The organism is Rhodococcus sp. P3_B8 (assembly GCF_056402775.1).
On the sequence record NZ_JBFUGT010000189.1, the window covers coordinates 1 to 12418 of the forward strand.

15 protein-coding genes are annotated in these 12418 nt (G+C 68.3%); 11 read left to right on the forward strand and 4 right to left on the reverse strand.

The features are described 5' to 3' along the window. A partial coding sequence (locus tag AC1D1G_RS32295) for a carboxyl transferase domain-containing protein (RefSeq protein ID WP_477955263.1) occupies nucleotides 1–480 on the reverse strand: 480 nt, incomplete at its 3' end. A 116-nt stretch (nucleotides 481–596) separates the two neighbouring features. Between AC1D1G_RS32295 and AC1D1G_RS32300 the strand changes: the two genes are divergently transcribed. The 5 genes from AC1D1G_RS32300 to AC1D1G_RS32320 are packed head-to-tail and all read left to right on the forward strand — an operon-like array spanning nucleotide 597 to nucleotide 4655. Further along, the gene (locus AC1D1G_RS32300) at nucleotides 597–1445 is read left to right on the forward strand and encodes a biotin--[acetyl-CoA-carboxylase] ligase (protein WP_317568983.1); all 849 of its coding nucleotides are present in this window, start codon (nucleotides 597–599) and stop codon (nucleotides 1443–1445) included. 16 nt (nucleotides 1446–1461) lie between these two features. Beyond that, complete coding sequence (locus tag AC1D1G_RS32305) at nucleotides 1462–2019, forward strand: HdeD family acid-resistance protein (protein WP_280785193.1); 558 nt, start codon at nucleotides 1462–1464, stop codon at nucleotides 2017–2019. A 15-nt stretch (nucleotides 2020–2034) separates the two neighbouring features. Beyond that, nucleotides 2035–2592: a PH domain-containing protein gene (locus AC1D1G_RS32310; RefSeq protein ID WP_105413190.1), complete on the forward strand. Its 558-nt coding sequence runs from the start codon at nucleotides 2035–2037 to the stop codon at nucleotides 2590–2592. A gap of 39 nt (nucleotides 2593–2631) precedes the next feature. Beyond that, on the forward strand, nucleotides 2632–3312 hold the full coding sequence (locus AC1D1G_RS32315; protein ID WP_025432276.1) for a response regulator transcription factor: 681 nt from the start codon (nucleotides 2632–2634) through the stop codon (nucleotides 3310–3312). Between the two features lie 8 nt (nucleotides 3313–3320). Continuing rightward, nucleotides 3321–4655 carry a sensor histidine kinase gene (locus AC1D1G_RS32320; protein ID WP_164065883.1) on the forward strand — a complete coding sequence of 445 codons (1335 nt, stop codon included), beginning with the start codon at nucleotides 3321–3323 and terminating at the stop codon, nucleotides 4653–4655. Between the two features lie 3 nt (nucleotides 4656–4658). On the opposite strand, the gene AC1D1G_RS32325 is transcribed toward AC1D1G_RS32320, so the two are convergent. Beyond that, complete coding sequence (locus AC1D1G_RS32325; RefSeq protein WP_164065884.1) at nucleotides 4659–5204, reverse strand: GtrA family protein; 546 nt, start codon at nucleotides 5202–5204, stop codon at nucleotides 4659–4661. Between the two features lie 130 nt (nucleotides 5205–5334). Between AC1D1G_RS32325 and AC1D1G_RS32330 the strand changes: the two genes are divergently transcribed. From AC1D1G_RS32330 to AC1D1G_RS32340, 3 genes are read left to right on the forward strand one after another with little or no spacing between them, the layout of a single operon-like run. Beyond that, nucleotides 5335–6594 (forward strand): 5-(carboxyamino)imidazole ribonucleotide synthase, encoded by a 1260-nt coding sequence (locus tag AC1D1G_RS32330; protein ID WP_317568981.1) that lies wholly within the window; start codon nucleotides 5335–5337, stop codon nucleotides 6592–6594. Beyond that, on the forward strand, nucleotides 6578–7105 hold the full coding sequence (purE, locus tag AC1D1G_RS32335; RefSeq protein ID WP_477955265.1) for a 5-(carboxyamino)imidazole ribonucleotide mutase: 528 nt from the start codon (nucleotides 6578–6580) through the stop codon (nucleotides 7103–7105). The genes AC1D1G_RS32330 and purE overlap by 17 nt, the downstream gene beginning before the upstream one ends. 37 nt (nucleotides 7106–7142) lie before the next feature. Further along, on the forward strand, nucleotides 7143–7499 hold the full coding sequence (locus AC1D1G_RS32340; protein ID WP_280785200.1) for a hypothetical protein: 357 nt from the start codon (nucleotides 7143–7145) through the stop codon (nucleotides 7497–7499). On the opposite strand, the gene AC1D1G_RS32345 is transcribed toward AC1D1G_RS32340, so the two are convergent. Together AC1D1G_RS32345 and AC1D1G_RS32350 are read right to left on the reverse strand one after the other, a co-directional pair. Continuing rightward, a complete protein-coding gene (locus tag AC1D1G_RS32345; protein WP_005563294.1) occupies nucleotides 7484–8203 on the reverse strand; it encodes a TIGR03089 family protein in 720 nt (239 codons plus the stop codon). The two genes, AC1D1G_RS32340 and AC1D1G_RS32345, sit on opposite strands and share 16 nt — an antisense overlap. 23 nt (nucleotides 8204–8226) lie before the next feature. Next, nucleotides 8227–9756, reverse strand: coding sequence for an LCP family protein (locus AC1D1G_RS32350; RefSeq protein ID WP_477955266.1), 1530 nt, complete (start codon nucleotides 9754–9756; stop codon nucleotides 8227–8229). A 68-nt stretch (nucleotides 9757–9824) separates the two neighbouring features. Between AC1D1G_RS32350 and rfbD the strand changes: the two genes are divergently transcribed. The 3 genes from rfbD to manB form a co-directional block, all read left to right on the forward strand. Then, nucleotides 9825–10673: a dTDP-4-dehydrorhamnose reductase gene (gene rfbD, locus AC1D1G_RS32355; RefSeq protein ID WP_477955268.1), complete on the forward strand. Its 849-nt coding sequence runs from the start codon at nucleotides 9825–9827 to the stop codon at nucleotides 10671–10673. A gap of 34 nt (nucleotides 10674–10707) precedes the next feature. Next, entirely contained in the window at nucleotides 10708–11607 is a 900-nt protein-coding gene (locus AC1D1G_RS32360) for a glycosyltransferase family 2 protein (protein WP_005264672.1), read from the forward strand. Continuing rightward, a partial coding sequence (gene manB / locus AC1D1G_RS32365; protein ID WP_477955270.1) for a mannose-1-phosphate guanylyltransferase occupies nucleotides 11597–12418 on the forward strand: 822 nt, incomplete at its 3' end. The genes AC1D1G_RS32360 and manB, both read left to right, overlap by 11 nt.

The following is a 12418-nucleotide window of genomic DNA, read 5'->3' on the forward strand; positions in this document are numbered from 1 at the left end:
GAGGGAGACGACGACTTCCTGGAGGCGGGCGCCGGCCCCTTCGTTGATGCCGATCTGGGGGCGCCCGGTCTTGAGGGCGAGGTCCATGCCCGTGACAATTTTTTCGCCGTATATTTCGCAGAGGGAGCCGCCGAAGACGGTGGCGTCGTGGGAGCACTCGCAGACGTCGCGGCCGTCGACGGTGCCGTAGCAGGTCACGACGCCGTCGCCGACGGGGCGGTTGTCGGCGAGGCCGAAGTTCACCGAGCGGTGCCGGGCGAGGGCGTCGAGTTCGACGAAGCTGCCGTCGTCCAATAACGCGGTGATGCGTTCGCGGGCGGTGAGCTTGCCCTTGGCGTGGACCTTTTCGACCGCGGCTTCACCGCTCGGGTGCTGCGCCTCGGCCTGACGATTACGCAGGTCGGCGAGCTTTCCCGCCGTCGTGTGAATATCGGGCGTACTCGCCGAATCCGCCGCGCTCGGCTCCTGAACAGTGGTCATGACAGGTCAGCTTAACGAGAGCCGACGAGCTTCTGCCAAGGGAGGTGGTCAGGCGGCGGGTTGCCCGGACCCGGCTACTGACCAGTACCTTTTCCAGCTCGTCCTAGGCTGTGGTGATGTGGACCGACCTGAACCGACCCCCTCTCAACGCCGACAATCTGCGCGCGGCGCTCGTCCGCGGTGACGACGACAGCGACACCCGCAGGTTCTGGGCGCGGCTCGACGTGGTGCAGGAGACCGGGTCCACCAACGCCGATCTTCTCGCGCGGGCCGCGACGTCGAACTGCGACCGGCACGTGCTGCTCGCCGAATTCCAGGGCAGCGGCCGGGGCCGCCACTCACGCGCCTGGGTGAGTCCGCCGCAGGCGCAGATCGCGGTCTCCCTGTTGCTGACGATGCCGGGGATGAGCGTCCAGGACATGGGGTGGCTGCCCCTGCTGACCGGTGTCGCCGTCGTCGACGCGCTCCGCGCCGCCGCCAAGGTTCCCGCGGAACTCAAGTGGCCCAACGATGTGCTCATCGACGGCCGCAAGGTCGCCGGCATCCTCGCCGAGGTGTCCGCCACGGCACCGGATCCGGCGGTGGTCGTCGGGATCGGTCTCAACGTGAGCCTCACGAGAGACGAACTGCCCGTCGAGCATGCGACGTCGCTCGTCCTCGAGGGCGCCGAGGTCAGTGACCGCGACACCCTCGTGCGGGCGGTGCTGCGCGCCATCGCCGATCGCTGGCAGCAATGGCACGACTCCAACTGGGACGTCACGGAACTCGCCGAGGCCTACCGTGCCCGCTGCGGCACGCTCGGCCAGCGAGTGCGCGCCGAACTGCCCGGCGGGCGTGAACTCATCGGCATCGCAACGGACGTCGACGCGGAGGGCCGGGTCGTGATCGCCCCCGACGGCCAGCCCGGCACGATCGCCGTCGCCGCAGGTGACATCACACATTTACGCCCGGTGCGCACCGAGTAGTGCCACACTGTGGTACATGAGTACCTCAATTCCGGAGTCCTCCGTCACCGCAGCCCGGCGCACGTTGACCGGTCTCACGGTGGTGCTCGGTCTGCTCACCCTGGGTCTCGGCATCGCGGTGCTCGTATGGCCGCACGTGACGCTCACGGTGCTGGCCGTCCTGATCGCCATCCAGTTCTTCGGCTTCGGGATCGTCCAGATCATCCGGGCGTTCGCCGACGTCGAGGCCGGGGGAGCTGCACGGACCCTGGTGGGCGTATCCGGCGCCCTGGCAATACTTCTGGCGTTCCTCGTGCTGAGGAGCCCCCTCCAGACCGTCGTGATCATCGCGCTCGTCGTCGGTGCGTGGTGGGTGTTCCGAGGTGTCCTCGAAATCGTGGAAGGCGCCTCGGGTTCGGTCGCGGATCGCGGGCTGACCATCGTGCTCGGCGTGATCAGCGTCATCGCCGGGGGCTTCGTCCTCCTGCAGCCCGAACTGTCGCTCGAGGTGTTCGTGATCGTGGTCGGAGTGTGGATGGTGCTGTACGGCATCATCATCGTCATCACCCCGATAGTGCTCAGCCGCATGCGATAGAGGCACACTCTTCGCATGGGATATCCGGAGGACGCCCTCGCCGAGGACGAGGAACTGCTGCTTCACCGTCATCCACACTGGAAGATGCTGCTGCTCCCCGCCGTCACGTTTCTGCTGGCGACGGCCGTGGCAGGTTTCGCGGCGGGATTCGCCGAGAACAAGCTGGACGGCTCCGCGCTGAACGTCGTGCTCGTCGTCGTCCTCGTGGTGTGGCTGGGGCTCGTCGTATGGCGCTGTGTCGCGCCGTTTCTCAGTTGGAAGTTCACCCACTTCATCGTCACCGACCGGCGTGTTCTCATCCGCCAGGGTGTGATGACCCACACCGGGATCGACATTCCGATGGGGCGCATCAGCAACGTCCAGTTCCGGCACGGCCTCCTCGACCGGATGCTCCGCACCGGCACGCTGGTGATCGTGTCGTCCTCGGACGATCCACTGGAATTCGACGACATCCCCGACGTGCAGCGCGTCCACTCGCTGCTCTATCACCAGGTGTTCGACGCGATGGATCTCCACCGCGAACGGGAGCGTGACGACCCGCGCGGCGACGCCGACACCGGCAAAGGCTGGTAACCGGTCACGGCCGTCTGCGCACGTCCGTACGCTGTGGAGGTGACTGCTGTATTGCTTGCCGAAGATGACGAAGCCATTGCCGCCCCGCTGTCGCGGGCACTGGGCCGGGAGGGATACGACGTCACCATCGAGCAGACCGGCCCGGCAGCGCTGGAGCAGGCGCTCGACGGAGCGTACGACCTGTTGATCCTGGACCTCGGACTCCCGGGGATGGACGGACTCGAGGTGTGCAGGCAGGTACGCGCCCACAGTTCGGAACTGGCGGTGCTCATGCTCACCGCACGCACCGACGAGGTCGACTTCGTCGTCGGACTCGACGCGGGCGCCGACGACTACGTGGGCAAGCCGTTCCGGTTGGCGGAATTGATGGCACGGGTGCGCGCCCTGCTGCGCCGTCGCGGTGGCGGCGAGGATTCCGTCGTCGAGGTCGGCGGCATCCGGCTCGAACCGGCGGCCCGGAGGGTGCTCGTGAACGGCACCGAGATCGCCCTCGCCAACAAGGAGTACGAGCTTCTCCGGGTGCTGCTCGAGCACGCCGGGCAGGTGGTGTCCCGCGACACCATCCTCGCGGAGGTCTGGGGCGACGTGGAACTGCGCGGCTCGAAGACACTCGACATGCACATGTCGTGGCTTCGCCGGAAGATCGGTGACGAGGGCCCCGCCGCCGAGCGTCGCATCGCGACGGTCCGCGGCGTCGGCTTCCGCATCAACACCGACTAGGCGGGGTAGTGCGCCGCAGAATTCTCCAGTCGATCCTCGCAGTCGTGATCCTGACGGCACTGCTGCTCGGTGTGCCGCTCATCTACACGGCGTGGTTGTGGGTCGAGGATTTCAACCGGAGCGATCTCCAGGTCCGGCTCGATCGGATGGCGACGGAGATCATCACCCAGGAGGGCGTCAACGGCGTCGTCGAGGGTGATCTCGACACGAACTCCCTGCGTCTGCTGACGCCCGCCGGGGGCCGCCTGGTGGTGGTCTATCCGACCACCGAGGACGGCGCAGCGCGAGTGGACATCGGCGAATCGTCCGTGCGGTCGCCCCTCGTGGAATCTCTCGCGATGGGCACATCCGGTTCGCTGCGTCTCGAGGTGCCGTCCGACGAGATGCGCACCCAGCAACGGCAGGCGGTCGGTGCCGTCGCGCTGCTGGTGCTCGTGTCCATCGCCGCGGGCACCGTGGTCGCCTACGTCACGGCGAAGCGGCTCGCCGACCCACTGCGGGATGTCGCCAACCGGGCGGCCCGGCTCGCGGAGGGCGATTTCCGGCCCGACCCCCGGCGTCACGGCATCCCCGAACTCGACCGTGTCTCCGACGTCCTGGACTCCGCGACCGTCGAGATCGCGGGACGGCTGCAGCGCGAGCACGCGCTCGTCGCGGACGTCTCCCATCAGCTCCGCAGCCGACTCACGGCCGTCCGTCTCCGGCTCGACGAGCTGTCCGTGCACTCGGACCCCGCGGTCGTGGTCGAGGCCGACGAGGCGATGGCGCAGGTGGACCGATTGACCGTTGCGATCGACGAACTGGTCCGCTCGTCACGTAGCAGTGGTACCGAGACCCACGTGTCGGTGATCCGGGAGCTCAGCGTGGTCATCGCGGACTGGAAGCGGCCGTTCGAAGACGTCGACCGCGAGTTGCTGCTGCGCGGGGACACGAACGTGATGGCGTCGACCACCGGTTCCCGGCTCCGCGAGGCCGTCGCGGTGCTCGTCGACAACGCGCTCATGCACGGGGCGGGAACGTGCACCGTCGCGGTGCGTCTGATCCAGGGGCAGAATCTCAGGACGCCCGGCGAGGAGACGTCGCCCCGCGAGACCATGGTGTGCGTCGAGGTGTCGGACGAGGGAGTCGGGGTCAGCAACGACCTCGCGCCACACATCTTCGACCGCGGATTCTCGGGGGCCGGTTCGACCGGTGTGGGCCTGGCGTTGGCCCGTGCACTCATCGAGGCGGACGGCGGCCGGCTGGAACTGCAGCGACGCCGTCCGGCGCTGTTCGCGATCTTCGTTCCCCTCGCGCGCGAGCACGTGCCGACGCGGGTCACCGGGATCCGGGAACCGCGCTGATGATCAGGAGTGGCCGAACTCTTCCTCGACGGCCTCGTCGACGAGGTCCGGATCGATGATGTGCACGTTCTCGTCGGGGAAGGCGAACCGGCGGAGTGCCCAGAAGCGGAACACCATCTGCAGCAGGTTTCCGATGATGTAGTTGAGCACGAAGTCGACGACCACCAGCGTGGTCAGGTTCTCCTGGTCGGCGCGGATGTCGAACACGTTGTTGGCGATCCACAGGGGCGCCGCGGCGAGGAGGACGCCGATCCCGCTGATCGTGAAGAACAGCAGGGCCTCGTGGTGACGTTCACGCCCGCCACGGTTCTTGAACGACCATTCGCGGTTGAGAATGTAACTCAGGACCGTCGCGAGAATTCCGGACAGAATTTTTGCGACAACGGGCTTCTCTTCGAGGATCGTCAGGCTCAGCGAATAGAAGATCGCGAGGTCGAAGATCATGGTGGTGCCGCCCACAATCGCGAACTTGATCAGTTCGTGATGCCGCAACGCGAGAGCCCGAAAAGGCTGGGGAACGCGTGCTAGGACGCCGTCGACAAATGACACAACGGATGAGTTTACGAAAGTCGGACCGGATACCACCAATTGACGGCGAGATCATCAGGAGAATCACAGAAACTGCCCACCGGCACCTCGGCGGCGGAACCCCGCGCCGGACATGACAAACTAGTGACCCGTGACCGGCAACTCTGACTCCACACCGCGTCCCACGACACCCCGCGATCTGACCGCCGGGCAACCCGTCGTGACGATGATCGGTGGCGGCCAACTCGCGCGGATGACCCACCAGGCCGCGATTGCGCTCGGCCAGACCCTGCGGGTGCTCTCCGGCACCGCCGACGAACCCGCAGCCCAGGTGAGCCCCGACGTCGTCCTCGGCAGCCACACCGACCTCGACGCGCTCCGCAGGGCCGCGGTCGGGTCGCACGCGCTGACCTTCGACCACGAGCACGTGCCCACCGAGCACCTCGACGTCCTGGTCGCCGAGGGCGTCAACGTGCAGCCGCCGCCGACGGCGCTCATCTACGCGCAGGACAAGCTGGCGATGCGCCGCAAGCTCGCCGAACTCGGCGCACCGGTCCCGGCTTACGCCGAGGTGACCTGGGCCGAGGACGTCGTCAAATTCGGCGCCGAACACGGGTGGCCTGTCGTGATCAAGGCCGTCCGAGGCGGATACGACGGTCGCGGCGTGTGGATCACCGACGATTCCGACGAGGCCGAGCGCATCGTCACCCGGCAACTCGACAAGGGTGTCTCCCTCATCGTCGAGGAGAAGGTCGAGATGCGGCGTGAGCTGTCCGCGATGGTGGCGCGGTCACCGTTCGGCCAGGGCGCCACGTGGCCCGTCGTGGAGACGGTGCAACGCCACGGACAGTGCGCCGTGGTCCTCGCCCCCGCCCCAGCTCTGCCCGACTCGGTCGCCGAGGCCGCCGAGGAACTGGCGCTCCGCATCGCGTCCGAACTCGGTGTGGTCGGCGCGATGGCCGTCGAACTGTTCGAGACGACCGACGGCGCGCTCGTCGTCAACGAACTCGCGATGCGCCCGCACAACTCCGGCCACTGGACCATGGACGGTGCCCGCACCTCACAGTTCGAGCAGCATCTGCGCGCCGTCCTCGACTACCCGCTCGGCGACACCGCACCGCTCGCGCCGATCACTGTGATGGCGAACGTGCTCGGTGCACCGACGGCCCCCGAGATGAGCATGGACGAACGCGTCCACCACCTCTTCGCCCGGATGCCCGACGCGAAGATCCACCTGTACGGCAAGGGCGAACGTGAGGACCGGAAGATCGGCCACGTGAACATCGTCGGCGGACCCGGCTCGATCGACGACCCCGAATACGTGGCGCGGGTGCGCGAGCGCGCCGAGCGCGCCGCGCACTGGCTCTCGCACGCTGAATGGACCGACGGATGGGATGTACACGGTGAGTGACACGGCAGCACGGCAGGGCGCACAGGTCGGGCTCATCATGGGCAGCGACTCCGACTGGCCCACCATGGAGGCCGCCGCCGAGGCGCTCGCCGAGTTCGGGGTGCGCTTCGAGGTCGGTGTCGTCTCCGCGCACCGCACACCGCAGCGCATGCTCGACTACGCGAAGGACGCGGCCGGCCGTGGCATCCAGGTGATCATCGCCGGCGCCGGGGGTGCCGCCCACCTGCCGGGCATGGTCGCGTCGGCCACCCCACTGCCCGTCATCGGTGTGCCCGTCCCGCTGAAATACCTCGACGGCATGGACTCGCTGCTCTCGATCGTGCAGATGCCCGCAGGCGTCCCCGTCGCGACCGTGTCCATCGGCGGCGCCCGCAACGCGGGCCTGCTCGCCGYCCGCATCCTCGGCGCCTCCGACCCCGCCCTGCAACAGCGGATGGTCGCGTTCCAGGACGGGCTCGAGAAGATGGTCCTGGACAAGGACAAGGCACTCCGCGACAAGCTGCTGGGCTGAGTATCCTGCGCCTGTGAAACGCAGCCGCGGTGTGCCGATGATCCGAGCGTCGCGGGGGAGCTCGCAGTCCGCGGCGATCACACGGCTGGCGTTGGTGTATGCCCGGCTGTGGGGCGCCCGCATCGCGTTCGACGCCGAGTTCGGCATCTTCGTGTGCAGCCGGATGCGGGGTGGGTACGCGCGCGGCGGGACGACGATCGGCGGCGCATTCCTCACCGGCCCGGAACCGGCGAGATCGCTGATGCGACACGAAGCGGTCCACGCCGATCAATGGGCTACGTACGGGTGGACCTTCGCGCTGCGGTATCTGTTCGAGGAGTTGCGGCACCGCGGTTCCCGGAACAGGTTCGAGATCGCCGCGGGCCTCGCGGACGGCGGCTACCGGGAGAGCTGACGGGTGATCTTCTCGGTGTCGACGCGCCTCGACCGGGCTGCGTCGTCGGCGTTGGTGACCTGCACGAGTGACGCTCCGGCTGCGAAGACGGCCACCAAACCGTCGATCAGGGCGTCGGGGGAGTCCCACGCCTCTTCGGACAGCACCCGGTCGGTACCGGTGATTCCCTGGGATTCGGCGGAGGCGAGCGCTGCGGCGAGGACGTCGTCGACGCTCTTGCCGGCCAGTGCGGGTCCGGCGACCGTCGGCCGGAACTGGTCGCCGTGGACGCGCACGGAGGTGGCGTAGTCGGTAATGCCGACGGGGAGGTCGGGGACGGGCCTGCCGAACGCGTCCAGCGACAGCGCCGCGACCTCGGGTACGTCCTCGACGTCGCCCAGGTGCTGGGCCGAGACGAGTGCGATCTCGGCGTCCGCGTCGGCTTCGAGGACGACTTCGGCGCCGGCCCACCATGCACCGAGCAGAACCGCGGCGGTCTGCCAGTGCGCGGGAAGGAGCACCGCGACGCGGGCGCCGGGCTCGACGCCGAATTCGTCACGCAGCAGGTTTGCGGTCTTGGCCGCCCAGTTGGCGAGGGTGAGGGCCGAGAGTTCGACCCGTTCGCCGGTCGCATCGTCGTAGAACGTGACGCGCGGGCCGGCCGGGTCGTTCTTCAGGATGGGGTCGAGCAGGGCGTCGGTCAGCGTGCGGGACGCATGGTTCATGGACACGATCCGTCTCTCGTTTTCTAGTTCACGCAACGCGGGCCCGACGAGCCGGCATCGATGGGTGGGCCGGGCGGTGCCGGGGTGGGGGTCGTTCCTGCTGTGGTCGCGGGCTCGAGGCCTGTCTCCGAGGACTCGGACGACGTGGTGGTGCCGGTGGTCTCGGCGGACGTCGGGCCCTGGTAGTCACTCGACAGCACYACCCGCACCGAGCCTTCGGGCAGTGTTGCGTCGGTGTCGGTGGGGAGTCCGCCGAGTGCTGCGGCGACCGCCTTGGCGCTGTCGTCGTCCGCGGAGTGCGCGTAGACGGTGGTCTCGCTCACCGACTGACCTGTGTAGTTGCCGACCTCGCCCTGGCCGTAGCCGAGCGACGTGAGAGCGTCGGCGACGCCGTTCGCGAKGCCCCCGACGTCGCTTGCATTTGCCACGTCGACGGTGACGGTCGAGGCGTCGATCTTGGGCGTCTCGGACGTGGTGGTGTCTTCCGAGTCGGTGGGTTCCTCGCCGACGAGACCGGCCACGTACTTCTTCACGTCCTTCGGCTTGACCTCGACGATGGACTCGCCGTAGTCGGTCATGCCGTTGAGATCCGCGACCGGAATCGTCTCGAACTGCACCTTGCCGCCGGCGAGGTCCTGCAGTTGGGTGGCGAATTCGATGATGTCCCAGTCTTCGTCGAGCACCACCGAGCGTTGCACGGCGCCGCTGAGTTCGTTCAGCTTGCCGGGATCGCTGAGTGTCTTCGCGGACAACACCTTGCTGACGAGCGATGCCATGAACACTTGCTGACGAACGATGCGGTCGAGGTCGCCGCGGGGCAGGTCGTGGCGCTGGCGGACGAAGCTCAGTGCGTCCGCACCCTTCAACGTCTGCTCACCGGCGGGGAAGTGCGCGCCGGACATGTCCTCGTCCACCGGTTCGTTGAGGCAGACGTCGACGCCGCCGACAGCGTTGGTGAGGAGGACGAACCCGAGCAGCCCGACCTCGGCGTAGTGGTCGACGGTGATCCCGGTGAGATCGGCCACCGATTGGATGAGCGCCTCGCGGCCGGCCTTCGTCGACTCCTCCTCGGCTTCCTTGTCGGTGGCGCCGTCCTCGACGAGTTTGAGCCGCTCGGTCTCCTTGGTGGCGCCATACGCGGCGTTGATCTTCGACATGCCGATGCCCGGCACGTCGACGTAGGAATCGCGGGGGATCGAGATGGCGGTGGCGGAACTCCCGTCGTTGGGAACGCGGATGAGGACGATGGTGTCGGTGTTGGACGCCACTTCCTCGCCGGCCCGAAGTGAGTCGAGTTCCTCCTGGGACAGCGGGTTGCCGTGGGCGTCGGTGCGGCTGTCGGTGCCGACCATGAGGATGTCGACGGCGCCGTCGGCGCTTCCGCCGAGTCCCAGACCGCCCGCGGTTGCCAGATTGTTGCGCAGCGAGTCGATACTCCGCCAGGCGAATCCCGTCACGACGAGGGCGAGCACCGACAGCACCGCCACAGCGATGTGAATCGGCCGCCGAGCCGTGCTCGGGGGTGCGTCTGGTGCGGGTTGCTCGTGTGACACGGAAACCAGGCTACTGGTCGCCGCGCCGGGAGCAGGGAGGCGTCGATCGGCGTGCCAGACTGACCCCCGTGACGAAGATCCTTGTGACCGGCGCCCGGGGACAGCTGGGTGGACACCTCCTCCGACGAGCCGCGGCGACCGGTATTCCGGCCCGGGGGGTGGGGTCCGACGAACTCGACATCACCGACCCCGGCGCGGTGAACGAGCAGGTCGAAGGCGAATCGGTGGTGATCAACTGCGCGGCGTACACGGCGGTCGACGCTGCGGAATCGGACGAGGACACCGCCCGGGCGGTGAACGAGACCGGGCCTGGGAACCTGGCGGCGGCGTGCGCCCGGGTGGGTGCCCGGCTGATCCACGTCTCCACCGACTACGTCTTTGCCGGGCAGGGCGACACGCCGTACGAGGTGGACGCCCCGACGGGTCCGGCAACCGCCTACGGACGCACCAAACTCGCCGGCGAACGCGCCGTCCACGCAGCGCTTCCGTCCGCCCACGTCGTGCGCACCGCATGGGTCTACACGGGGGTCGGCTCCGACTTCGTCTCCACCATGCTCCGGCTCGAGCGCGAACGTGACACGGTCGACGTCGTGGACGATCAGGTGGGCTCGCCCACATTCGCCGGCGACCTGGCCGATGCGCTGCTCGAACTCGCGGGGCGCAGCGACGTCGACGCGCCGGTCCTGCACGCCACCAATTCGGGCCGGGCGAGTTGGTTCGACCTCGCGCGCGCAGTGTTCGAGGAAGCAGGCGCGGACCCGGATCGAGTCCGGCCGTGCACGAGTGCCCAGTTCGTGCGGCCCGCCCCGCGACCGGCGTTCTCGGTGCTGTCCGGAAGTGCGTGGGCCGCCGCCGGGCTGACCCCGTTGCGGCCGTGGCGGGACGCGCTGCATGCGGCTGTGCGTGCAGCGGTGTGAGGCGGACCCTCTCCCAGCGGCTACGCTTGCCCGCGTGAGTTCGAAGCTGGCCGTGGTGACGGTGACCTTTTCGCCAGGTGAGCATCTGGAGCAATTCCTGGGCACTCTCGCCGAGGCGACGAAAGAAGATCCGCAGGTCGTGATGGCCGACAACGGATCGACGGACGGCGCCCCCGAGGCCGCGGACGCGGCGCACGAGCACGTGCGCCTGCTGCGCACCGGCGGGAACATCGGCTACGGCGGTGCCATCAACAGGGCTGTGGCGGAGATCGACGACGAGATCGAGTTCGTCGTCATCGCCAATCCGGATGTTCGCTGGGCGCCCGGATCGATCGACGTACTTCTCGCGGCCGCCGAGCGCTGGCCGCGTGCCGGGGCGCTCGGACCTCTCGTCCTGGAACCCGACGGGAGCATCTACCCGTCGGCACGCCAGGTGCCCGACCTCGTGTCGGGTGCCGGGCACGCGATTCTGGGCACGGTGTGGCCGTCCAACCCGTGGACTGCCGGCTACCGCCAGGAAAACGAGACGGTCAGCGAGCGGTCGGTCGGCTGGTTGTCCGGTTCGTGCCTGCTCATGCGGCGCGCGGCCTTCGACTCGATCAACGGCTTCGATTCCCGCTACTTCATGTACATGGAGGACGTCGACCTCGGCGACCGCCTGGGCAAGGCCGGATGGCTGAACGTGTACGTGCCTTCCGCCGAGGTCACCCACGCGAAGGGGCACGCCGCGGGCAAGCATCCGGAACTGATGCTGCCCGCTCACCATCAGAGCGCGTACCGGTTCCAGGCCGATCGTCATCCCCACTGGTGGCAGGCGCCGCTTCGGTGGGCACTTCGGGGAGGATTGGCAGTGCGGTCGAAGATCGCCGTGGCTGCCGCAGTCCGGGAACGACGCACGAACCAGAACGAGGGGGGAACGACTCATGGCAATTGAGAAGACGACCGACGCAGTGGTGCTGGTCGGCGGTCAGGGAACGAGGCTCCGCCCGCTGACGTTGTCGGCGCCCAAACCCATGCTGCCGACGGCGGGTCTGCCGTTCCTCCAGCATCTCCTCGCGCGGATCGGGGCGGCCGGGATCACGCACGTGGTCCTCGGGACGTCTTTCAAGGCGGAGGTCTTCGAAGAGTACTTCGGCGACGGTTCCAAGCTCGGTCTCGAGATCGACTACGTCACCGAGACCGAACCACTCGGCACCGGTGGCGGCATCCGCAACGTTCTGCCGAAGCTGCGCGGTGACCACGCCATGGTCTTCAACGGCGACGTTCTCGGCGGCACCGACCTGGGCGCGATCCTCGACACCCACCGGAACCGGGACGCCGACGTCACCCTGCACCTCGTGCGGGTGGGGGATCCGCGGGCGTTCGGCTGCGTGCCCACCGACGCCGACGGCCGGGTCACCGCGTTTCTCGAGAAGACGCAGGACCCGCCGACCGACCAGATCAACGCCGGCTGTTACGTCTTCAAGCGCGAGATCATCGAACGGATCCCCGAGGGTCGTCCGGTGTCGGTGGAACGCGAGGTGTTCCCGTCCCTGCTGGCCGAGGACGCCCGCATCTACGGTCACGTCGACTCCTCGTACTGGCGCGACATGGGCACCCCCGAGGACTTCGTGCGCGGTTCCGCGGACCTGGTGCGCGGCATCGCACCGTCGCCTGCGCTCGACGGACCGCGGGGCGAGTCGCTCGTCCACCCGGGGGCGGGTGTCGCCCCGGGCGCGCTGCTGATCGGCGGGACCGTCGTCGGC

Coding starts and splice junctions, on each gene's coding strand:
- AC1D1G_RS32300 (WP_317568983.1), top strand. CDS start 597: ATGTGGACCGACCTGAACCGACCCCCTCTCAACGCCGACAATCTGCGC.
- AC1D1G_RS32305 (WP_280785193.1), top strand. CDS start 1,462: ATGAGTACCTCAATTCCGGAGTCCTCCGTCACCGCAGCCCGGCGCACG.
- AC1D1G_RS32310 (WP_105413190.1), top strand. CDS start 2,035: ATGGGATATCCGGAGGACGCCCTCGCCGAGGACGAGGAACTGCTGCTT.
- AC1D1G_RS32340 (WP_280785200.1), top strand. CDS start 7,143: ATGATCCGAGCGTCGCGGGGGAGCTCGCAGTCCGCGGCGATCACACGG.
- AC1D1G_RS32345 (WP_005563294.1), bottom strand. CDS start 8,203: ATGAACCATGCGTCCCGCACGCTGACCGACGCCCTGCTCGACCCCATC.